Genomic DNA, 21,198 nt, shown 5'->3' on the forward strand with positions numbered 1-21,198 from the left:
AGCCGGGGCCGCCGCACCGGAAGCCGGTCACCGGAAGCGGAAAAGCTCCACCGGCTCGAAGAAGCCCGCCAGCGTGTGGCAACCGGCGGACTGGATTTCCCGAGGGGCGATCTTCGCGATATCGGCCGTTACCAGCACAGAGCAGCCGAGTTCTTTCGTCAGCGCTTCCATGCGCGCCGCGGTATTCACCGTCTGGCCGATCACGGAAAAGGTCAGCCGGTCCGAAATGCCGATATTGCCGAACATCACCTTTCCGGCCGAAAGCGCAAGCCCGCAGCGAAGCGGCTCTCCCTCCCCGGTGTTGATGGCGTCAAGCCGGTCGAACACCGCATCGACGGCCTCGATCGCCTGCCGCGCCGCCGCTTCGAAGCCGCCATTGTCGGTCGGGAAGGCGGCAAGCACCGCGTCTCCGATGAAATCGAGGATTTCGCCGCCAGCCTGCGTCACCGCCCCTGCGGTCGCGTCGAAATAGGAGTTCAGTCGTTTCAGATAGGCAGCGGGTCCCAGTTCCTCGGCAAGGCGGGTCGAATCGCGCAGGTCGCAATAAAGGATCACCGCGTCGATCTCGGCCCCGTCGCCGTGGCGGATCCGGCCGGACAGCACCTGGTTTCCCGCCCGTTCGCCGAGGTACGTGCGTGCGATGTTTTCCGCGATCCGGCGCTGGATCGACGATTGGCAGGCAAGCGCCAGGCGAAGCTGGATATAGTCGATCGCGTTCATCTGGTCGTCGGTGAAGCCGTCTTGCGTCTTCGTCGCCCAGGAAACGATAATCCCCGTCCGCTTCACACCCACGAGCTGGAAGGGAAGGCGGAAGCCGGTGGCGATCACCAGATAGTCGGTAAACCCTTGCCCGGCGAGCTCGCGGCAAAGCGGAAAGTCGAATTCGGAGTTGCCGCCGGCGAGCTTTCTTCTCAACCGCGACACGTCGCCGATCAGCACCGCCCTTATCGGACTGCGCAGCCATTCTTCGGTGTCTTCCTCGCGGTGGGAATAGGCCTCATACTGGACGTCCGTTTCCGGCATCCACAGCGCGCTCTCCGCCTCGATGAGGGGGTGGAGCGTCGCCCAGGTGAGGAGGCTGCGGTCGACCGGCACATCCGCGTCGCGAAGCCGCTGGCAGGTGCCGGCGAACATGCGGGCGATATCGGGCGCACTCAGCGCCTCCCGAATGAGCCAGTCCTCGATGCGCTCAAGCGCCGGGGTCGTTTGCATCAACATGCTTTTCGAGCAACCTCAGGCTATTTCTGTCGCCCGTTTTGCCACGAAAAAGACTTGCCTGGAATTTTCCTCGCCGCCTGTTTTCCGGCGCGGGAGGATCAGGCCAGCGCGCCGTGGCAATGCTTGAACTTCTTGCCGGAGCCGCAGGGACACTGCTCGTTGCGGCCGATCTTGCCCCAGGTTTCCGGCCTTTCCGGGTCGCGCTCGGCGCTCGATGCCAAAGTCGCCCCCGCCAGCTGCGCGATCTCGTCGACCCCGGTGGAAGCGTTGACGTGATGCGCCTCCATCGGCGGAAGATCGGCCTCGCTCGGCATTTGCGGCGCCGGTTCGCGCACCAACTCGAGGCGCATGAGCTGCGCCGTCGTTGCCTGCCTGAGATTGGCGAGCATCGCCTCGAACAGCGTGAACGCCTCGGTCTTGTACTCCTGCAGCGGGTCGCGCTGGGCGTAGCCACGGAACCCGATCACCGAACGCAGGTGGTCGAGATTGGCGAGATGTTCGCGCCACAGATGGTCAAGCGTCTGGAGAAGAACGGCTTTTTCCACCTGCTGCATGATGTCGTCGCCATAGTCGGCAACCTTTCGCGCCATAACGGAATTGGCCTGCTTCATCAGGCGTTCCTTGACTTCCTCGTCGGCAATGCCTTCTTCCTTGGCCCAGTCGGCGACCGGAAGATCAAGGTTCAGGATATTGCGCACCTCCTGCTGGAGGCCTTCCACATCCCATTGTTCCGGATAGGCTTTTTCCGGAATATGGCGGGACACGAGATCGTCGATCACGTCGTGGCGCATTTCGTTGACCGTGTCGGCCACCGCTTCGCCTTCCATCAACTCGATGCGCTGGTCGAAGACGACCTTGCGCTGATCGTTCATGACATCGTCGAACTTCAAGAGGTTCTTGCGGATGTCGAAGTTCCTGGCCTCGACCTTCTGCTGCGCCTTGGCGAGCGCCTTGTTGATCCATGGGTGGACGATCGCCTCGCCCTCCTGAAGGCCGAGCTTCTGAAGCATCCCGTCCATCCGGTCGGAACCGAAGATGCGCATCAGGTCGTCCTGCAGCGACAGGAAGAACTTGGAATGCCCAGGGTCGCCCTGGCGGCCCGAGCGGCCGCGAAGCTGGTTGTCGATGCGCCGGCTTTCATGGCGTTCCGTGCCGATGACGTAAAGCCCGCCGGCTTCGAGCGCCTTTTGCTTCAGTCGCTCGATATCGGCCTTGATCTCCGCCTCCTTTGCCGAGCGCTCCTCGCCCTCGGGGAGATCGCCAAGTTCCTTTTCGATCCGCATTTCGACATTGCCGCCGAGCTGGATGTCCGTGCCGCGTCCGGCCATGTTGGTGGCGATCGTCACGGCACCCGGCAGGCCCGCCTGGGCGATGATGGACGCTTCCTGCTCGTGGTACCGGGCGTTGAGCACCGCAAAAATCTGGGCTTTCTTGGAATCCGAAGGATTTTCGGCGAGCGGCTTGAAGGCGTCGGGGTCGGTAACGTCCACCTGCTTGTAGCCCGCCTTTTTAAGGCGCTCGGCCAGCATTTCCGATTTTTCGATGGACGTGGTGCCGACCAGGATCGGCTGACCGCGTGTCTTGCAGTCGTCGATCAGTTCGACGATGGCGTTATATTTTTCCTCGACAGTCCGGTAGACCTCATCGTCATCGTCGATGCGCTTGACCGGCATGTTCGTCGGAATTTCAACGACTTCGAGCCCGTAGATATCGGCGAATTCCTCAGCTTCCGTGGAGGCCGTGCCGGTCATGCCGGCAAGCTTGTCATAAAGGCGGAAGTAGTTCTGGAAGGTGATGGAGGCGAGCGTCTGGTTCTCCGGCTGGATGGCGACATGCTCCTTTGCTTCCAGCGCCTGGTGCAGACCTTCCGAAAACCGCCGGCCCGGCATCATGCGGCCGGTAAATTCGTCGATGATCACAACCTCGCCGCCGCGCACGATGTAATCGCGGTCGCGCTGGAACAGCTTGTGCGCCTTGAGCGCCTGCTGCAGGTGGTGGACGACGGAAACGTTCTCGACGTCATAGAGGCTGTCGCCCTTCAGGAGATTGGCGTCGCGAAGCAGCCCTTCCAGCTTTTCGTTGCCGGCCTCGGTGAAGGTCGCCGAGCGCTGCTTTTCATCGAGCTCGTAATCTTCGTCGGCGAGGTTGGGAATGAAGGTGTCTACCGTGTTGTAGAACTCCGAACGGTCCTCCAGAGGGCCGGATATGATGAGTGGCGTACGCGCCTCGTCGATCAGGATGGAGTCCACTTCGTCGACGATCGCGAAATAGTGACCGCGCTGGACCATCGAGCCCGGGTCGTATTTCATGTTGTCGCGAAGATAGTCGAAGCCGAATTCGTTGTTCGTGCCATAGGTCACGTCGGCGGCGTAGGCGACGCGGCGCTCCTCGTCGGAAAGGCCGTGCACGATGACGCCGACGCTCAGACCCAGGAACCTGTAGATGCGGCCCATCCATTCCGAGTCGCGGCTGGCGAGATAGTCGTTCACGGTGACGACGTGAACGCCCTTGCCCGTCAGCGCATTCAGATAGACGGCAAGCGTTGCGACCAGCGTCTTGCCTTCGCCCGTGCGCATTTCCGCGATTTCGCCGGAATCGAGCACCATGCCGCCGATCAACTGCACATCGTAGTGACGCTGGCCGAGAACCCGTCGGGCCGCCTCGCGCACGGTCGCGAAGGCAGGGACAAGAAGATCGTCGAGGCTCTTGCCTCCGGCGAGTTCCTTTCGGAAGGTTTCGGTGCGGGCGCGCAATTCGTCGTCGGAGAGCGCCTGAAGCTCCGGCTCCAGACTGTTTATCTCATCGACTTTCGTCCGTAGCTGTTTGATTTTCCTGTCGTTCGCGGAACCGAACAATTTACGGGCGAGTGCACCGAGGCCGGCCATGAGGCGGTCCTTCCCTTTTCGGGCTCGCGCGAATTCCTGCGCGTTTCATAGCCCCGAGATTGAATACTGCGGGCGCGGAAACCAGCTTCCGTCTCACATCCGCCGCATTGAACGGAGAGACCGACGGTATCCGCGCAAGGATAATCGCATCTTCTTAAGAAGACGCACGAGAGATAAGAGGGGGTCCGGAGGTTGTCAACGGCGCGCGTTTCGGCAAAGCTCGCGCGCCGCGGCAAACGCAACTGGCCGCTCCCAAATGCCCTCGACACGCAATGAATGAAGGACATTCCATGCTTGAATTCTCCGCAGCGACGCATATTCGCCCGTTTACGCTGCGCGCGACGCTGGCCGGTTTCATGGCTGCCGCAGCGTTTGGCCTCGTTTCCGTGCCGGTTGCGGCGCAGGAAGCCGACGACGTGCTCGCCAAGGTTGGCGACAGCGAAGTGACGGAGGCCGACATCGCGTTCGCCTCCCAGGAGTTCGCCGGCCAGCTCCGCAACGTCCCGCCGAACCAGTGGCGCAGCATCCTGACGGAAACCGTCGTTGACATGGAAGTGATGGCGAATGCGGCGCGCGAAGCCGGAATCGACAAGGAACCGGATTTCCAGCGCCAGATGGATTTTCTGCGCATGCGCGCGCTCCGCAACGCCTATATCGTTCGCGAGGTGGAGGACGCGGTTACCGAAGCCGACGTAAAGGCTGCCTACGACAAGGAATTCGAGAATTACGCCGGCGAGGAGGAAATTTCGGCCCGCCACATCCTTCTGGAAACCGAGGAAGATGCGAAAGCCGTCATCGCCGAACTGGACGCCGGCAAGGATTTTGCCGAGCTTGCCAAGGAAAAATCCACCGGGCCCTCGGGGCCGAGCGGCGGCGACCTCGGTTATTTCACCAAGGGGCGCATGGTGCCGGAATTCGAGGAGGCGGCCTTCGCGCTTGAAAAGGGCAGCCACAGCGCGGAACCCGTGCAGACGCAATTCGGCTGGCACGTCATCAAGGTGGAGGATCGCCGCAAGCAGCCGGTGCCGGAACTGTCCTCCGTCGAACAACGCATTCGTCAGGATCTGGTGCGCGCGAAATACGCCGAAGTCCTGGAGAAGCTGAAATCCGAAACGCAGATCGAGATTACCGATCCTTCGCTTGCGGCCAACGGGGAAGATGCGGGCGGAACCGCGCCGGAAAAATCGGAAAACTGAGTTTCGCTGATCGATTTCGGCTTCGCATTTGTTGTATGAGAAAGCCGCCCTGGCGATCAGGGCGGCTTTTTCGTTTTCCAGGGCCAACCTGTAATCAGCAATTGGAGATCAAGATGTCGGACGCCGTTTCTCCGCTTGCCCCGAAATCCGTTCCGGACGCTCCCGCCCTTGACGGGGTCCGGTTCGCAACCGCAAGCGCCGGCATCAAATACAAGGGGCGAACCGACGTTCTCCTGATGATGCTTGACGAAGGCACGGAAGTCGCCGGTGTTTTCACCAGGTCTCTTTGCCCTTCCGCCCCGGTCGACTGGTGCCGGGCGAACCTTTCGGTGGGCAAGGCGAGGGCGCTTCTCGTGAATTCCGGCAATGCCAACGCTTTTACCGGCAGGAAGGGGCGTGAAGCGGTCGAGCGTTCCGCCGATATCGTGGCCGGGGCGATCGGTTGCGCTCGCGAGGAAATTTATCTTGCCTCGACAGGCGTGATCGGGGAGCCGCTGCCTGCGGAGAAATTTGCTGGTGTGATCGACGATCTGGCCGCAAGGGTTTCGGGGGAACCTTGGATCGCGGCGGCGAAGGCCATCATGACGACCGACACCTTCCCGAAGGTGGCGACCCGCACGGTCGATCTGGCGGGGGAGAAAGTCACGATTACCGGGATTGCCAAGGGTGCGGGCATGATCGCGCCCGACATGGCGACAATGCTGTCGTTCATCTTTACCGATGCCGCGATATCCGCGCCCGTTCTGCAGGCGATGCTGTCGGATAAGGTCGAGGGATCGTTCAACTCGATCACCGTCGACAGCGACACCTCAACCTCCGATACGGTTTTGCTGTTCGCTACGGGCAAGGCCGGCAACGGGCCGATCTCCACGGCCGATGATCCGGACCTTGCGGCGTTCAAGGTCGCTCTGGGCGACCTGATGCGCGAGCTGGCTCACTGGATCGTGAAGGACGGGGAGGGCGCGCGCAAATTCGTGGAAATAACGGTCACGGGTGCCGAAAGCGACGCTTCGGCCAAGAAAATCGCGCTTTCGATCGCCAATTCGCCGCTCGTCAAGACGGCGGTCGCAGGAGAAGACGCCAACTGGGGCCGGATCGTCATGGCGGTCGGCAAGGCGGGGGAGCCGGCGGACCGGGACAGGCTCGCCATCTGGTTCGGCGATACGCGCGTCGCCGTCAACGGCGAGCGCGATCCCGACTATTCGGAAGAGGCCGCCTCGGCGGTCATGAAACAGGAGGAAATCCCCGTTCGCGTCGATCTCGGCCTTGGTGGAGGTGCTGCTACGGTATGGACCTGCGACCTGACCAAGGAATATGTAGCGATCAACGGAGACTACCGTTCATGACGCTTTCCGCCGGGCCTGGCTTTGGCGACGCGGTATTGCTACGCCGTATCGAAGAGGCCAACTTCAACGGGTTTCCGAGCGAGATCGTGCATATGGACGGCGCCTGGGTGACGCGGCTTGCACCGGGCAATCCGGCAAGGCGCGTCAATTCGCTTAATATTTTCGATCCGAACGATGCCGCCGACCTCGACAAGAGGCTGGACTATGCAAGGTCCCTGTTCCAGCGCGAAGGCGTTCCGTTTCACCTTCGCTCAACGCCGCTTACGCCGCCTGCGCTTGGCGAACGCTGTGACGAACGCGGATGGCCGCGCGAGGGAGAAACCCTCGTACTCCTGCGTTCGACAGACCGGGTCGCAAGTTCATCGGACCAGGCAGACGGGGTGAATATTCAGCCGGAGCCGCTCGGAAACTGGCTGGCCGCCTTCGCCGAAATCGGCGGAACGCGCCCGCAAGCCGTTACGCCGGAGGCGGTGGACCGCCTGGGGCGGGCGCTTGCCCGTGTTGCGGGAGTTGTGGTTGCTTTCATCGCGCGCGAAGAGGCCGGAAAGCCGGTCGGAACGGCGATCGCCACCGTGGATCGGGACCTCGTGGGTATATATGACGTGGCGGTGGCTCCCGTGGCGCGCAGGCGCGGCCTGGGGGCAAGGCTGGTGCATAGTTGCCTGGATGCAGGGGCACGCCGCGATTGCCGCTATTCATGGCTACAAGTCACGGCCGAAAACGAGCCCGCGCGCCATCTCTACGCCAAACTCGGGTTTCGCGAGTTCTATTCCTACCACTATCGCCGGCCGCTCGATCGGCCGGCAACGGCTTAACGGAATCGACCGACATGGTTTTCAATTGCTTGCCAAGGCGTACGGAAACGGCACGGGTGGCGAAATGAAGCTGGTGCTCGTTTCGGCCTGCGCGCTTCTGGATGCGGACAACCGGATTTTGATCGCGCAACGCCCCGAGGGCAAGGCGATGGCCGGTTTGTGGGAATTTCCCGGAGGTAAGGTGGAGCCCGGGGAGCGTCCGGAGGACAGTCTCATTCGCGAACTTTACGAGGAACTCGGTATCATCGTTAAGAATGAGTGCCTCGCGCCGCTGACTTTCGCGAGCCATGCTTATGAGGATTTTCATTTGCTGATGCCACTTTTCGTATGCCGCAGATGGTCCGGGACGGTAACCGGGCGAGAAGGGCAGGCGATCAAATGGGTTAAGGCGGTTCGGCTGAGAGATTATCCGATGCCAGCCGCCGACAAGCCCCTGATACCGCATCTCATCGATATCGCCTGAACCCTCAACGCCTGGAAACGCCCGGACCTCAAGACAAAGAGAGGCGCGTCCGGATGTCAGACAAACTACGCATCGTGAGGAGCGAGCCCGCTGCAGAAAACACTGTGCTCGCGAAATTCCTGAACGACGAAAGCGGAACGACCGCTATCGAATACGGACTGGTTGCCGCATCGATTTCCATCGCCATCGTCGCCACGCTCGGAGAGGTAGGGGCGAGCCTTCAAGGCGACTGGTACGAGCCGATCCGAAAGGCGATCGAAGCTGCCGTGAACGGCTCTTGATGCGCTGACCGGGCGGAGGACGCAAAGCACCCGTCGCTAAACGGTCTATCTGTTCGCGTGAGGGTTCATCTCCTGCGTACCGAGCGCATCGGCCAGCCGCATTTTGGCGGAGCCGGGTTTTAGCGGTTTCTGCTGGCTTTCATGCGGCGCCCACCCCGAAAGCGACACGAACTGGAATGTTGCGCGGATCCGCCCGTCGTCATCCGCATGGTCGCGCGCGTAAATTTCTGCCGCACGATAAAAGAGTTCGCGTGAGGCGGGCCGCAGGCTGCGTTCGCTGAGCACATTTGTCGCTCCCATATCCCGCAGGTCCCGAACCAGACCGAACATCGTGTCGTAGCGAACCGTCAACGTATCCTGATCCGCAACGGGCAGGGCGAAGCCGGCCCGTTGCAGCAACGCGCCGAGGTCGCGCGTTCCCGCGAAGGGAATGACGCGCGGCGATGCCCCTCCCGTCACTTCCGCTTCGGCCTGCAGCAAGGAATCCCTCAGTTCGAAAAGCGTATCGCCGCCCGGCAGGCAGGCCAGGAAAAGGCCGTCGGGGCGAAGGGCGCGCCGGATCTGAATGAGCGTGCCCGGAAGATCGTTCACCCACTGCAAGGACAGGGCCGAAACGATAAGATCGATGGACTGGTTGGCGAAGGGCGGAAACGCATCGTCCATCACCACGTCGGGCGGAGAAAGGGCCGGATCCGGGCAAAACAGGTCGGCGCGGATGACCGTCCCGACATTTGGCGATGCCTGAAGCATCGCCGTGACAAGGCCTGCGTGACCGCCGAGGTCGACCGCCGTTTCGAACTCCCGCTTGACCGTTGAAAGCCGTTCTCCAAGGTCGTCGCATACGCTCGCAAGCAGGAAGTCGGCACCTTCCACGCGTTTCCCGAGGGCGCGGCGCCGGCGGCGGGCAAGAAGCGCCCGGTCGAAAGGCGTGGGCTGGGACATTTCGCGCATTCCGTTCTCGAAGCTTTGATTGTGCGGTTATGGACCGTGCGGGCTGCAAGGTCAAAAATGAATAGCGGATCAACGATCGTCGATATCGGGTATCGGAAGTGATGGGTTTTTTCTCCGCCATCCGGGACAAAGCTGCTGCAAGGAATGGCGAAGGCGAAGCACCGTTGCCGGCCCGCCCACACATCGTTCGCCAGGCGCTGGACTTCCTGGTTCCGCCGACCTGCATTTCCTGCGGCGTGCCCGTTGCCGGCGACGAGGCGCTGTGCGGCGGCTGCTGGGCGGCGACGCCCTTTCTCGCGCCTCCATGGTGCGCGCGGCTGGGCAGGCCTTTCGCGTTCGATCTTGGCGAGGGCGCGCTATGCCCGGAGGCGATCGCCAACCCGCCGGTTTACGACCGCGTGAGGGCGGCATGCGCTTATGCGGCCAAGGGGCGCGACCTCGTCCATTCGCTCAAATATGCGGATCGTCCGGCGCTCGCGCGGGCACTCGGACGCTGGATGGCGCGCGCGGGCGCGGAGTTTTTCACCGACCGTCCTCTTGTCGTGCCCGTTCCCTTGCATCGCGGACGCCTGTGGCGAAGGCGGTTCAATCAATCCGCGTTGCTGGCCTCGGCGGTGGCAAGGCATACGCAAGCCGATCTTTGCCTGGATGCCCTGGAACGACTGCGGCGGACGGACCGCCAGGTCGGGTTGAGCCGGAAAGACCGAGCGAGGAACGTGCGCGGAGCGTTCAGGATTTCCGAGCAGGGCGCGGTGGAAGTGAGGGGGCGCAGGGTCGTGCTCGTCGACGACGTCATCACGACCGGATCGACCGCGACCGCCTGTACGCACGTCCTCAAACGCGCGGGTGCGGTGTCGGTCGACGTGCTGGCATTCGCCCTCGCCGAAGCGGATGAGCCTATCGGGTCATGAGCCGCGAAGCGGAATTCCATACTTCATTGCATGGTTGGGGCCGCTACGGCATGAATACATCCGACTTCTTACCTGACGGCACAAGCACGAAGAAGTGATTCACTTATTAGGCTTGTGCGCAAGTTCCCGCGTCCAATATAAGGCGGCGAAACCTTCTCCGGTGGCGGGGCTTCGCCGGCCCCGCCCGGGAATTCCAGATATGGACATGGTGCTTATATGAAAAATGTAGTGATCTACACGCGCGATCTTTGCGGTTTTTGCGTTCGCGCAAAACGGCTTTTGGCCGAAAAGGGCGTTGCCTTCGAGGAGTTCAACGCAAGCCGGGATCCCGGGAAACGCGCGGAAATGATCCAGCGGGCCAACGGCCGCTCAACCTTCCCGCAGATTTTCATCGGTGATGCCCACGTCGGCGGGTGCGATGAGTTGCATGCGCTGGAACGGGCGGGCAAACTCGATCCCATGCTTGCCTGAGACGGAAAATCCGGAGGATCGAGACGATGACCAGCTTTGTTGCCGCCGCCGTTCAGCTTCGCACTGGCCGCGACATCGCTGCGAATGTCGAGGCCGCGTCCGATATCATCCGCGAAGCGGCGAAGAACGGAGCGGATTATATCCAGACGCCTGAGATGACGCATCTTCTGGAGGCGAGCAAACCCTCGCTGATGGAGAAGGTCAGGCCGGAAGAAGAAGACCTTGGCGTGAGGTCTTTTTCGGCGCTGGCCCGCGATCTCGGCGTTTTCCTGCATATCGGCTCGCTGGCCATCAAGGCCGGCGAGACCGCTCTTGCCAATCGCGCTTTCCTGTTTGCGCCGGACGGCGCGATCCTCGCGCGTTACGACAAGATTCACATGTTCGATGTCGATCTGCCAAACGGCGAAAGCTGGCGGGAATCCGCGACATACAGACCTGGCCGGCAAAGCGCGGTGGTCGACCTCCCCTGGCTCAAATTGGGAATGGCGGTCTGTTACGACGTGCGGTTTCCCGCTATCTTCCGCACGCAGGCAAGAGCCGGCGCCCAGATGCTGAGCGCGCCGGCGGCTTTCACCCGCCAGACCGGCATCGCGCATTGGCACGTGCTGCAACGGGCGAGGGCGATCGAAAATGGCGCCTTCCTCGTTTCCGCCGCACAAGGCGGCAAGCACGAGGACGGGCGCGAAACCTACGGCCACAGCCTTATCGTCGCACCGTGGGGGGAAATTATCGGCGAGCGCGATAATGACGAGCCGGGTTTCGTCATGGCGGAGATCGACCCGGCGAAGGTGGAAGAAGCGCGTAAACGGATTCCGGCTATCGCGAACGAACAGGCGTTCGAACTTGCGGAGGTTACCGTCCCGACGGAGGCGCTTACGTGATCCATTACGCGCTTTCCTGTGACAACGGGCATGAATTCGACGGCTGGTTCCGAAATTCTTCGGATTTCGAAAGGCAGGCCGAACGCGGCCTTGTTGTTTGCCCGGTTTGCGGAGCGAGCGAGATTCGCAAGCAGTTGATGGCGCCTGCCCTTTCCAAGGGGGCTGACAGAAAAACCACGCGCAAGGATCCCTCTGCCGATGCCGGTTTCACATCGGCAAGCGGCGGGCTTGCTCCCGCGGTATCGGCAGCCGGCATCGATCCGAAAATTCTGGAGAAGCTCAGGGCATTGAAACGCGAAGTCGTTTCAAAGGCGGATTACGTGGGTTCGGATTTCGCCGAAGAAGCGCGCAAAATTCACTATGGCGAAGCCGAGGAACGAGGCATTTATGGCGAAGCCTCGAGAGACTCCGTTCGCGAACTGACGGAAGAGGGCATACCCGTTCTGCCGCTTCCGGTTCTGCCGGAAGAGCAAAACTGAATATGCCCGCCCGTTTGGGCGTATATATCAGGCCGCCCGAGCCCGATGCGCTCTTGCAGCGGCGCGCGGTTTGCGCCTTGCCGGATATTCGGATTTTTGCCGGAGCCTTTCGCTGTCCCGACCGAGTTCCGCCGCCTCCTCGGCAATTTCCTCAACTTGCGAAATATGTTCGCCAAGGCATACCGTCACCGCTTCGGTGTGGTTTTCATAATCCGCGATAAGCTGCCCCCAGAACGAAGATGCCGTGCCGGCGACATCCGCCGGAGAGGCGCTTTCCATCATTCGAAGAGCACAATCCATGTCCGCATGCAGGCGCTTCGAGACGAAGTCGATCTGCATGTTGAACAAGGCAGCCGCGCAATCGAGCGTCCTGCGCTGAACCTCGGCGGGTCCGAAGGTCATCATTTCCTCAAGACGGTCCGCCGCTTCCGCCCAGTTCCAGGGTTGCCAGGTTTCCATCTCGTCGAAAATTTCCGTCTCCGGTACTGTCTTGCTACCGGATGAGACGTTCGACATTGCGACCTCCCTTGTCGTGCCTTGCCGATAAATGGGTGATTGAGCGCGCCGGTCAGCCGATTTGTTCGAGGCGCTAAACCATAATCCTAACCCAGAAGGATCATCTGTTTTTGATCCGCATCAAACTCTACGTCAATTTATGTAGGGCGGACTTTAATTCGAAAACATGACGGCTTTATGCAAATGCGGGAGACAGCCATTCCCTGAATAATTTCGTTACGGCTTCCGGCCGTTCGAGAGTGGGCAGGTGGCCGCAATCCGCCACCACATCCAGCCGGCTTCCCGGTATTCCCCCATGAATTTCCTTCGCGCGGTCGATAGGGGTCAGGCGGTCGCCATCCCCGACGACGACCATGACCGGGCATTCGATCCGCGAAAGCAGCGGCCGGGCATCGCTCCGGCTCATGATCGCGCGCTGCTGGCGGATGAAAGCCTCGCCTCCCGTTTCCCTCGCCATTTGGATGACGGTCGCCCGAAGCTGCGCGTCGTCTTCGCGATTTTCATGCACGAACAGCGGGAACAGGGCGGGCGCCACACGCTCGAATGCGCCGTTGCGCGTCAGCGCGATCTGTTTGTTGCGGTTTTCGGTTTGCTCGGGCGTGTCCGGCCTTGCGGTCGTGTCGAGAAGGGCGAGCCGCGATACGCGCTCCGGCGCGATCCTCATTATTTCAAGCGCGACGTAGCCTCCCATCGAGAGGCCGGCGAGCGCGAAGCGCTCCGGGGCATTCGCCAGAATATCTTCCGCGATCTCCCGCATGGTCTCATGCCTGCGATGATCGGCGACCATGATCGGCCTGTCCGCAAGTGCGGAAATTTGCGGGGCGTAAAGCGCTTCGGTGCACAACAGGCCGGGAATGAGGACGAGCGGTTCCATCGGTGTACATTCCCTTGTGGCATCGGCCGGTGCTTTACGCGGGCCTTGCGAAAAGCATCATGTAGTTGACGTCCATGTCCGAAGAACGGCTCCACTCGTCGGCAAGCGGGTTGTATGTCACGCCAGCCCGGTCGGCGACGTAAAGGCCGGCCGCTCCCAATGGCATCTCGAGCTCGGAGGGACGAACCAGCTTTTCGAAGGAATGCGTGCCCCTGGGCAGCCAGCGCAGGATGTATTCCGCCCCGACGATCGCCAGCGCATATGCTTTCAGCGTGCGGTTGATCGTGGCCATGAACATCAGCCCGCCGGGTTTCACCATCCTTGCACAGGAGGTGAGATAAAGGGGCACGTCCGCGACATGTTCGACCACTTCCATGTTCAATACGATATCGAAGGTTTCACCGGCATCGGCCAGGGCTTCGGCGGTCGTCGCACGGTAGTCGATGTCGAGGCCGGACTGACCGGCGTGGATTCTGGCGACTTCCACGTTGGTGGCCGATGCGTCCGCCCCTATCACATCCGCGCCGAGCCGGCGCATAGGCTCGCACAAAAGGCCGCCGCCGCAGCCGATGTCGAGCAGGCGCAGGCCCGCGAAACTGTCCGGCGCCCTCGGGTCCCGGTCGAAATGCGCGCAAACCTTTTCCTTGATATAGGAGAGCCTGACCGGGTTAAACTTGTGCAAGGGGCGGAACTTGCCGCTCGGGTCCCACCATTCGGCGGCCATGGCCGAAAAGCGGGCAACCTCTGCATCGTCGATGGTGCTTTGGCCTGCCTTTTTGCCGTGAGCCGCAGGATCCATTGCGCGTTCCTTTCATTCTTCCTTGAGCTTTGGTCGGTGGTCGCACGGAGTTTGTCAAGCGTGAGTATTGCAGCCGGGACCGGCAGTCTGTATGCATACGCGCCGACCCGGATGGCGCATCCGCGCCGCCAAACGCATTTGATAACGTGATACGCATTCTATGGCCCGACTGGTTCTCAAATTCGGCGGAACGTCCGTCGCCGACCTCGACCGGATCCGCAATGTGGCGCGGCATGTGAAACGCGAGGTCGACGCGGGCCACGAGGTTGCCGTCGTCGTGTCCGCCATGGCGGGCGAGACGAACAAGCTTGTCGAGCTTTGCCGCCAGGCCGCACCCATGCATGATGCGCGCGAATACGACGCGGTCGTCGCCTCGGGAGAGCAGGTGACATCGGGGCTTTTGTCCATCGTGCTTCAGGAAATGGGGGTCAACGCGCGCTCGTGGCAAGGCTGGCAGATCCCGCTTCGCACCGACAGCGCGCACGGGGCCGCCCGCATCGGCGAAATCGACGGCGATCGCCTGATCGAACGGCTTCGGCAAGGCCAGGTGGCGGTTGTCGCCGGGTTTCAAGGCGTTGCGCCCGACAACCGTATTTCGACGCTGGGCCGCGGCGGGTCCGACACCAGCGCGGTTGCGATCGCCGCCGCAATCCGGGCCGACCGCTGTGATATCTACACCGATGTGGACGGCGTCTATACGACCGACCCGCGTATCGTGCATTCTGCCAGACGGCTTGACCGGGTGGCGTTCGAGGAGATGCTGGAGATGGCTTCGCTCGGCGCCAAGGTGCTGCAGGTCCGCTCCGTCGAAATGGCTATGGTGCATGGTGTGCGGACATTCGTGCGTTCAAGCTTCGATGACCCGGATGCGCCCCAGACGGGCGACGGCAACCTTCCTCCGGGAACCCTTATCTGCGACGAGGACGAGATCGTGGAACAGCAAGTCGTTACCGGCATCGCCTTTTCCAAGGACGAGGCCCAGATCTCAATCCGCGATGTGGCGGACAAGCCGGGCGTCGCCCACGCCGTGTTCGGCCCGCTTGCGGATGCCAACATCAATGTGGACATGATCGTCCAGAACATTTCGCCGGACGGCGACAAGACGGATATCACCTTCACCGTTCCCGAAACGGACTATGAGCGGGCCCTGAAAGTGATCGAAGGCCGGCGCGAGGAAATAGGCTTCGGGGCGATCGAAGGCGCGCGCAATGTTGTGAAGGTGTCGGTCATCGGCATCGGAATGCGCTCTCACGCGGGCATCGCAGCCCAATGTTTCCGCGGTTTAGCGGAGAAGGGGATCAATATCCGGGCGATCACGACATCGGAGATCAAGATCTCGGTGCTCATCGATTCGGCATACACCGAACTTGCGGTGCGGACTCTCCATTCGCTATACGGTCTAGACGGATAGACACGCAGGCGAAGCGGCGGATCGCCCGCACGAGACAAAAGGCCTACGGGGACCCGCCGGTCGTCGGGAAAGGATTCGACGCGTGATGCGGAGCAGCCTGGCCGGACCACGCGTGTTGTTGCGGCGCCTCCGCGAGGTCATGGCGGAGCCGATCAACGCGCAGGAACGGTTGGACAAGATCGTCGTCCTGATTGCCGCCAACGTGGTTGCGGAAGTGTGTTCCGTCTACATCCTGCGGGCGGACGGCATGCTTGAGCTTTACGCGACCGAAGGCCTCAACCGGGATGCCGTCCACAAAACGAGCCTCGGCGTGGGCGAAGGCCTGGTCGGCCTGATCGCTGCCGATGCGCGTCCGCTCAACCTGCCCAACGCACAGGCTCATCCCGCCTTCGCATACCGGCCGGAAACGGGTGAAGAAGCCTATAATTCCTTCCTCGGCGTGCCGATCCTGCGTGCCGGGCGCACGCTGGGCGTGCTCGTCGTCCAGAACAAGTCTCACAGGACCTATTTCGAAGACGAGGTCGAGGCGCTTCAGACCACCGCCATGGTCATCGCCGAGATGGTGGCGGCAGGCGAGCTGGAAGCGATTTCGCAGCAGGGCACAAAGCTCGATCTTACCCGCCCGATGGAATTCAAGGGTGTCGCCCTGTCGGAAGGGGTTGGGCTCGGCCATGTCGTGCTGCACGAGCCAAGGGTCGTCGTCACCAACCTGATTGCGGAGGACGTCGACCATGAATTGCGCCGTCTTGAAAGCGCGATCAACCGGTTGCGCCTTTCCCTGGACGATCTTCTCGCGAATGGGGATCTCGGCCAGCACGGCGAGCATCGCGAAGTGCTGGAAGCCTTCCGCATGTTCGCCCAGGACCGGGGCTGGATCCACAAGATCGAGGAAGCCATTCGCAACGGCCTGACCGCCGAGGCGGCGGTCGAAAAGGTGCAGTCCGATACGCGCGCGCGCATGATGCGCCAGACCGACCCATATCTGCGCGAGCGGCTGCATGATCTTGATGATCTCGGCAACAGGCTCATTCGTGAGCTGATGGGCCGTCAGCATGGCCCGGGCACGGACAGCCTGCCGAAGGACGCCATCGTAATCGCGCGCAACATGGGGCCGGCGGAGCTTCTCGACTATGGCCGCGACCGGGTGCGCGGGCTTGTGCTGGAGGAAGGCGGGCCGACAAGTCATGTGACCATCGTTGCCCGTGCGCTCGGCATCGCGACCGTGGGCCTTGTGCAGGATATCGTCAGCCTCGCGGAAGGCGGCGATGCGATCATCGTCGACGGCGAAATGGGGCAGGTGCAATTGCGCCCGCCAGGCGATGTGGAAAACGCCTACGCGGAAAAGGTGCGTTTCCGGGCACGCCGGCAGGCGCAGTATCGGCGCCTGCGCAGCAAGCCTTCCGTTTCCCGCGACGGGGTGGAGATTTCGCTTCTTCTGAACGCGGGCCTGCTTGTCGACCTGCCGGCGATGGTGGAGTCGGGCGCCGGCGGGATCGGCCTCTTCCGCACCGAGCTTCAGTTCATGGTCGCATCGTCCTTCCCGCGCATGAATGAGCAGAAGGGGCTTTACGAGAAGGTGCTCGATGCCGCCGAAGGGCGGCCGGTGACGTTTCGCACGCTCGATATCGGCGGCGACAAGGTGCTTCCCTATCTGCGTGCGATTCAGGAGGAGAACCCGGCCATGGGCTGGCGCGCGCTGCGTCTCGGCCTGGACCGCCCGGCGATCCTGCGCACGCAGATCCGCGCACTTCTTCACGCAGCGGCCGGGCGTGACCTGAAGATCAAGTTTCCGATGGTGGCCGACGTGGCCGAATTCGTGCAGGCCAAGGCGCTCGTGGAGCGTGAGCTCAAGCACCTCAAGCGCCATGGCCATAAGACGCCGAACAAGCTTCGTCTTGGCGTGATGATCGAAGTGCCTTCGCTGCTTTTCCAGCTTGAGGAACTTTTCCAGGAGGTGGATTTCGTCTCCGTCGGCTCGAACGATCTCCTACAGTTCTTCTACGCCGCCGACCGCGGAAATACCCGCGTGTCGGACCGTTTCGACCCGCTGAACATCGGCTTCATGCGCGCGCTGCGGCGGATCGTGACCAGGGCGAAACTGGCCGGCGTTCCCGTGACGCTGTGCGGCGAGCTTGCCGGGCGCCCGCTTGAGGCCATGGCGCTGCTTGCGCTGGGTTATCGCGACCTGTCGATGTCCGCATCCGCGCTCGGGCCCATCAAGGCAATGGTGCGCTCCGTCGACATAGGCCGGCTCAGCGCTCGGATCTTGCCGAAGCTCGAGCCCGGCAGTGGGCCGGTCGACTTGCGTAAATCGTTGCGCGCGTTTGCCGCAGAGCACGATATACCGCTTTAGCGGGCCTAGCCCCTGCAATTGGCCGTGCAGACAAAGCGGCTTACCCTTCCATTCAACCCGGAGCAGACAGCCGATGATTTCGGCGGAAAAACTCGATGGAATTCTCTCCCGGTTCGAGGAGTTGGAGTACCGGATGACGCAAAATCCGGATCCGGAAACCTATGTTCGCCTCTCGCGGGACTATGCGGAACTTGAGCCGCTTGTTGCGAAGGTGCGGGCGCTGAAGAGCGCGGAAGAAAACCTTGAGGGTATCGAGGCGATGATCTCCGATCCGGCGACCGAGCCGGACATGGCGGAGCTTGCCCATGATGAACGCGAAGAGGCGCGGGCCGAGGTCGAGCGTCTGAGCCAGGAGGTGAAACTTGGCCTGCTGCCCAGGGACGAGGCGGACAGAAGCGACGTCATTCTGGAAATCAGGGCGGGCACGGGTGGCGACGAGGCGGCACTTTTCGCAGGCGACCTCTTTCGCATGTACCAGCGGTATGCGGCACTCAGGGGATGGAAGGTGGAGCTTTTGTCGGCAAGCGAAGGCGAGGTCGGCGGCTACAAGGAGGTGATCGCTTCCGTTTCGGGGGAACGTGTGTTCGCCCATCTGAAATACGAATCCGGCGTGCACAGGGTGCAGCGGGTGCCGGAAACCGAATCGGGCGGGCGCATCCACACTTCGGCTGCGACCGTCGCCGTCCTCCCGCAAGCCGAGGATGTCGATATCGAGATCAACGACGGCGATCTGAGAATCGATACATTTCGCGCCTCCGGCGCGGGCGGTCAGCACGTCAACACCACGGATTCGGCGGTTCGCATCACTCATGAACCGAGCGGTATCGTCGTTTCCGTGCAGGACGAGCGCTCCCAGCACAAGAACAAGGCCAAGGCGATGCAGCTCCTGAAGGCCAAACTCTACGATCTCGAACGTGCGCGTGCCGCGAGCGAACGGACAGAAGCGCGCCGGCTGCAGGTCGGTTCCGGAGACCGTTCGGAGCGCATCCGCACCTATAACTTCCCGCAAGGGCGTGTTACCGACCACCGTATCGGCCTCACCCTTTATAAATTGGACCAGGTGATCGCCGGTGAAGCGCTCGACGAAATCGTGGACGCGCTGGCGCTTGACCACCAGGCGAAACTTCTTGCAGCGGAAGGCCTGTGAGCACGCCCCCGGCCGGTCGGCAACCCGATTTCGCCAGGGCGAAGACTGTTGCCGCGCTCTACCGGGAGATGCGCGCCGCCTTCCGCGGGGCCGCGCTGTCCACGCCGGATCTGGACGCCAGGGTTCTGACCGCCTGCGCGACGGACCGCGAAACAAACGAAGTCGTTCTCAAGGGCGAGGATACGGTCGACCGGGCGATGCGCGAGCGCGCATCGGAGCTTGCGCGCGAAAGGCTGGCAGGCAAGCCGGTGGCCAGAATTCTCGGGCTAAAGGAATTCTGGGGTTTGCCGTTCGCCTTGTCGGATGAGACGCTGGAGCCTCGGCCCGATACCGAGTTGCTGGTGGAACAGGTCCTTGAGTGCTGCTGCGGCCGTTCCGGGAAGCTGAAGATCCTCGACATCGGTACCGGAAGCGGCGCGATAGCGGTGAGCCTGCTTCATGAATTGAGCGGTGCCATCGGCATCGGGACCGACATAAGCGTTGGTGCGCTGCGCATGGCGCGCGCCAATGCCGATCGAAATGGCGTCGGCGAAAGGTTCTTGCCCGTCGCTTGTGAAGACCATTCCGCAATTTCAGGCAAATTCGATTTTCTTGTGAGCAATCCGCCCTATATCAGAACAAGGGACATAGACACGCTCGACGCGGGCGTTCGGCTGCACGATCCAATGCTCGCCCTCGACGGTGGAGCGGACGGCCTTGCCGCCTACAGGGCCATAACGCGCGATTCGCAGCCCCTTCTTAAGGCCGGAGGTTATCTTTTTTTTGAGATCGGCCACGATCAGGCAGCGGATGTCGCTGCGATAATGGCCGAATCGGGTTATGAGAATATTTCAATATTTCAAGACCTTGCGGGACATGATCGTGTCGTTCGAGGTTTTCGTGCAACGTAGTGGGACGTTTTGTTCGGGAGACGAAAAAGACGCTTGGAAAACGAGGCGGAACCGGCTAGTTTCCATATCGTCGAAACCCGGATTGGGGATCGAAATCTCCGGGGGCATCGAAAACCGAGTGGTATTGAGCGTTTGCTCGGCCTTGTCTGCACCTTTGCGTAACGGGTGCGTCACTCGACCCTCGGAACTCCGACAAAGGCACGGACGTTCCTCGGCATCGGTCTGTTTGCAGACGCGGCGCGTCAGCTGAACATCTGGATGTTCCGACGCATGAGCCGATCGATCGGATTGCGTGGCGACTGCCTGCGTATCCGGAGGACCGAAGTATCAGTACGGTGAACTCGACCGGTCGATATTTGTCGATCGATCAATAGGCTGGCGTTGAGCCGGCCGCCGTTCGTGAGAGTAAACGGCAGAATGAGACCAGGAAATCAGAACAAGCAGCGCATGCGCGGCAGGGGCCGGAAAGGCCCGAATCCGCTCAGCAGGACTTATGAATCCAACGGACCGGATGTGAAGATCCGCGGAACCGCGCTTCATGTCGCCGAGAAATACCAGCAGTTGGCGCGTGATGCGCAGGCGGCGGGTGATCGGGTGATGTCCGAAAATTACAATCAGCACGCCGAACACTATCTGCGTATTGTCGCGGCGGCGCAGCCGCAACAGCAACAATCCGTACATTCGCGTCACGATGACGGCGAGGACGAGACGGATCAGGCGCCCGAGCGCCGGAGCGACAGCCGCGAGGGATCTCCCTCACGCGCCTATATGCCGCCTGACGCGCCGCAGCCATTCATCGACCGTAGCCCCGGCATCAATACGAAGGGCTTGCGCGAGGACGGCAGGAATGGGGCTGGAGAGGGAGCGGCCTCAGAGAAAAGCGGCGAAACTGGCTCCGGATCCGAACCATCGGCCGCCGAAGGGGCGGGCGCCGACGACGATGGTGGCGAAAACGGCGCGCCCAAGCGTCGGGTGCGCGGTACGCGCGGACGCGGCGTGCGCAGGACAAGGCCTGAGGGTGCCACACAGGGCACCGACACAGGTACGGAAGCAACCGATATCGACGATCCGGCGGCCGAAGTGAACGGCGCTGCCGGTTCTGCGGCGGATACCGGTGAAGACGAAGGCGCGTCGCCGGTTGAAGATGCGCCAAGGAAGCCTCGCGCGAGGCGGACCCCGCGTGCACGCACCAAGAAAAGCGAATCGAGCGAAGCGGAAGAAAGCCCCGCATCGACAGACGCTTGAACGCGTAAACCTGAAAAAAGAAGCCTGCGGCCGATAAGGTCGCAGGCTTTGTCGTTTTCGGCCTTT

At 61.9% G+C, this 21,198-nt stretch carries 20 protein-coding genes; 14 read left to right on the plus strand and 6 right to left on the minus strand.

Annotation, left to right across the window (positions count from 1 at the left end; translation table 11 throughout):
- Positions 1–27 precede the first annotated feature (27 nt).
- Together HPQ64_RS05680 and secA are read right to left on the minus strand one after the other, a co-directional pair.
- Complete coding sequence (locus tag HPQ64_RS05680; protein WP_172887361.1) at positions 28–1,212, minus strand: adenylate/guanylate cyclase domain-containing protein; 1,185 nt, start codon at positions 1,210–1,212, stop codon at positions 28–30.
- 104 nt (positions 1,213–1,316) lie between these two features.
- Entirely contained in the window at positions 1,317–4,103 is a 2,787-nt protein-coding gene (secA, locus tag HPQ64_RS05685) for a preprotein translocase subunit SecA (protein ID WP_172887362.1), read from the minus strand.
- A 290-nt stretch (positions 4,104–4,393) separates the two neighbouring features.
- Here secA and HPQ64_RS05690 point away from each other — a divergent pair, with 290 nt between their 5' ends.
- The 5 genes from HPQ64_RS05690 (at position 4,394) to HPQ64_RS05710 (ending at position 8,204) form a co-directional block, all read left to right on the plus strand.
- Complete coding sequence (locus HPQ64_RS05690; RefSeq protein ID WP_210260102.1) at positions 4,394–5,299, plus strand: peptidylprolyl isomerase; 906 nt, start codon at positions 4,394–4,396, stop codon at positions 5,297–5,299.
- A gap of 113 nt (positions 5,300–5,412) precedes the next feature.
- Complete coding sequence (gene argJ / locus HPQ64_RS05695) at positions 5,413–6,645, plus strand: bifunctional glutamate N-acetyltransferase/amino-acid acetyltransferase ArgJ (RefSeq protein WP_172887363.1); 1,233 nt, start codon at positions 5,413–5,415, stop codon at positions 6,643–6,645.
- Positions 6,642–7,460, plus strand: a complete 819-nt coding sequence (locus HPQ64_RS05700) for a GNAT family N-acetyltransferase (protein WP_172887364.1) — start codon at positions 6,642–6,644, stop codon at positions 7,458–7,460. Before argJ ends, HPQ64_RS05700 begins: the two co-directional genes overlap by 4 nt.
- 64 nt (positions 7,461–7,524) lie before the next feature.
- Positions 7,525–7,923, plus strand: a complete 399-nt coding sequence (locus HPQ64_RS05705; protein ID WP_172888531.1) for a (deoxy)nucleoside triphosphate pyrophosphohydrolase — start codon at positions 7,525–7,527, stop codon at positions 7,921–7,923.
- Positions 7,924–8,027: 104 nt separating this feature from the next.
- The gene (locus tag HPQ64_RS05710; RefSeq protein WP_425483811.1) at positions 8,028–8,204 is read left to right on the plus strand and encodes a Flp family type IVb pilin; all 177 of its coding nucleotides are present in this window, start codon (positions 8,028–8,030) and stop codon (positions 8,202–8,204) included.
- 45 nt (positions 8,205–8,249) lie between these two features.
- Here HPQ64_RS05710 and HPQ64_RS05715 read toward each other — a convergent pair whose 3' ends face one another.
- Positions 8,250–9,146 carry a methyltransferase domain-containing protein gene (locus HPQ64_RS05715; RefSeq protein ID WP_172887366.1) on the minus strand — a complete coding sequence of 299 codons (897 nt, stop codon included), beginning with the start codon at positions 9,144–9,146 and terminating at the stop codon, positions 8,250–8,252.
- A gap of 173 nt (positions 9,147–9,319) precedes the next feature.
- Between HPQ64_RS05715 and HPQ64_RS05720 the strand changes: the two genes are divergently transcribed.
- The 4 genes from HPQ64_RS05720 (at position 9,320) to HPQ64_RS05735 (ending at position 11,897) form a co-directional block, all read left to right on the plus strand.
- Entirely contained in the window at positions 9,320–10,066 is a 747-nt protein-coding gene (locus tag HPQ64_RS05720) for a ComF family protein (protein ID WP_246270310.1), read from the plus strand.
- A gap of 216 nt (positions 10,067–10,282) precedes the next feature.
- Positions 10,283–10,537 (plus strand): glutaredoxin 3, encoded by a 255-nt coding sequence (gene grxC / locus HPQ64_RS05725; RefSeq protein ID WP_172887368.1) that lies wholly within the window; start codon positions 10,283–10,285, stop codon positions 10,535–10,537.
- Between the two features lie 26 nt (positions 10,538–10,563).
- Positions 10,564–11,418: a carbon-nitrogen hydrolase family protein gene (locus tag HPQ64_RS05730; protein ID WP_172887369.1), complete on the plus strand. Its 855-nt coding sequence runs from the start codon at positions 10,564–10,566 to the stop codon at positions 11,416–11,418.
- Positions 11,415–11,897, plus strand: a complete 483-nt coding sequence (locus tag HPQ64_RS05735; RefSeq protein ID WP_172887370.1) for a DUF1178 family protein — start codon at positions 11,415–11,417, stop codon at positions 11,895–11,897. Before HPQ64_RS05730 ends, HPQ64_RS05735 begins: the two co-directional genes overlap by 4 nt.
- 27 nt (positions 11,898–11,924) lie before the next feature.
- Here HPQ64_RS05735 and HPQ64_RS05740 read toward each other — a convergent pair whose 3' ends face one another.
- From HPQ64_RS05740 to ubiG, 3 genes are all read right to left on the minus strand, one after another.
- Positions 11,925–12,413, minus strand: coding sequence for a hypothetical protein (locus HPQ64_RS05740; protein ID WP_172887371.1), 489 nt, complete (start codon positions 12,411–12,413; stop codon positions 11,925–11,927).
- Between the two features lie 175 nt (positions 12,414–12,588).
- Positions 12,589–13,287 (minus strand): alpha/beta fold hydrolase, encoded by a 699-nt coding sequence (locus HPQ64_RS05745; RefSeq protein WP_172887372.1) that lies wholly within the window; start codon positions 13,285–13,287, stop codon positions 12,589–12,591.
- A gap of 34 nt (positions 13,288–13,321) precedes the next feature.
- Entirely contained in the window at positions 13,322–14,086 is a 765-nt protein-coding gene (gene ubiG / locus HPQ64_RS05750) for a bifunctional 2-polyprenyl-6-hydroxyphenol methylase/3-demethylubiquinol 3-O-methyltransferase UbiG (protein WP_172887373.1), read from the minus strand.
- Positions 14,087–14,246: 160 nt separating this feature from the next.
- Here ubiG and HPQ64_RS05755 point away from each other — a divergent pair, with 160 nt between their 5' ends.
- From HPQ64_RS05755 to HPQ64_RS05775, 5 genes are all read left to right on the plus strand, one after another.
- Positions 14,247–15,497 (plus strand): aspartate kinase, encoded by a 1,251-nt coding sequence (locus HPQ64_RS05755; protein WP_172887374.1) that lies wholly within the window; start codon positions 14,247–14,249, stop codon positions 15,495–15,497.
- An 85-nt stretch (positions 15,498–15,582) separates the two neighbouring features.
- Positions 15,583–17,850 (plus strand): phosphoenolpyruvate--protein phosphotransferase, encoded by a 2,268-nt coding sequence (ptsP, locus tag HPQ64_RS05760; protein WP_172887375.1) that lies wholly within the window; start codon positions 15,583–15,585, stop codon positions 17,848–17,850.
- 73 nt (positions 17,851–17,923) lie between these two features.
- Positions 17,924–18,997, plus strand: a complete 1,074-nt coding sequence (gene prfA / locus HPQ64_RS05765; RefSeq protein ID WP_172887376.1) for a peptide chain release factor 1 — start codon at positions 17,924–17,926, stop codon at positions 18,995–18,997.
- Complete coding sequence (prmC, locus tag HPQ64_RS05770) at positions 18,994–19,887, plus strand: peptide chain release factor N(5)-glutamine methyltransferase (protein WP_210260103.1); 894 nt, start codon at positions 18,994–18,996, stop codon at positions 19,885–19,887. Before prfA ends, prmC begins: the two co-directional genes overlap by 4 nt.
- A gap of 417 nt (positions 19,888–20,304) precedes the next feature.
- Positions 20,305–21,132, plus strand: a complete 828-nt coding sequence (locus HPQ64_RS05775; RefSeq protein WP_210260104.1) for a DUF4167 domain-containing protein — start codon at positions 20,305–20,307, stop codon at positions 21,130–21,132.
- Positions 21,133–21,198 lie beyond the last annotated feature (66 nt).

Origin of the sequence: Hongsoonwoonella zoysiae, from assembly GCF_013266695.1 — a bacterium.
Taxonomy (GTDB): domain Bacteria; phylum Pseudomonadota; class Alphaproteobacteria; order Rhizobiales; family Stappiaceae; genus Hongsoonwoonella; species Hongsoonwoonella zoysiae.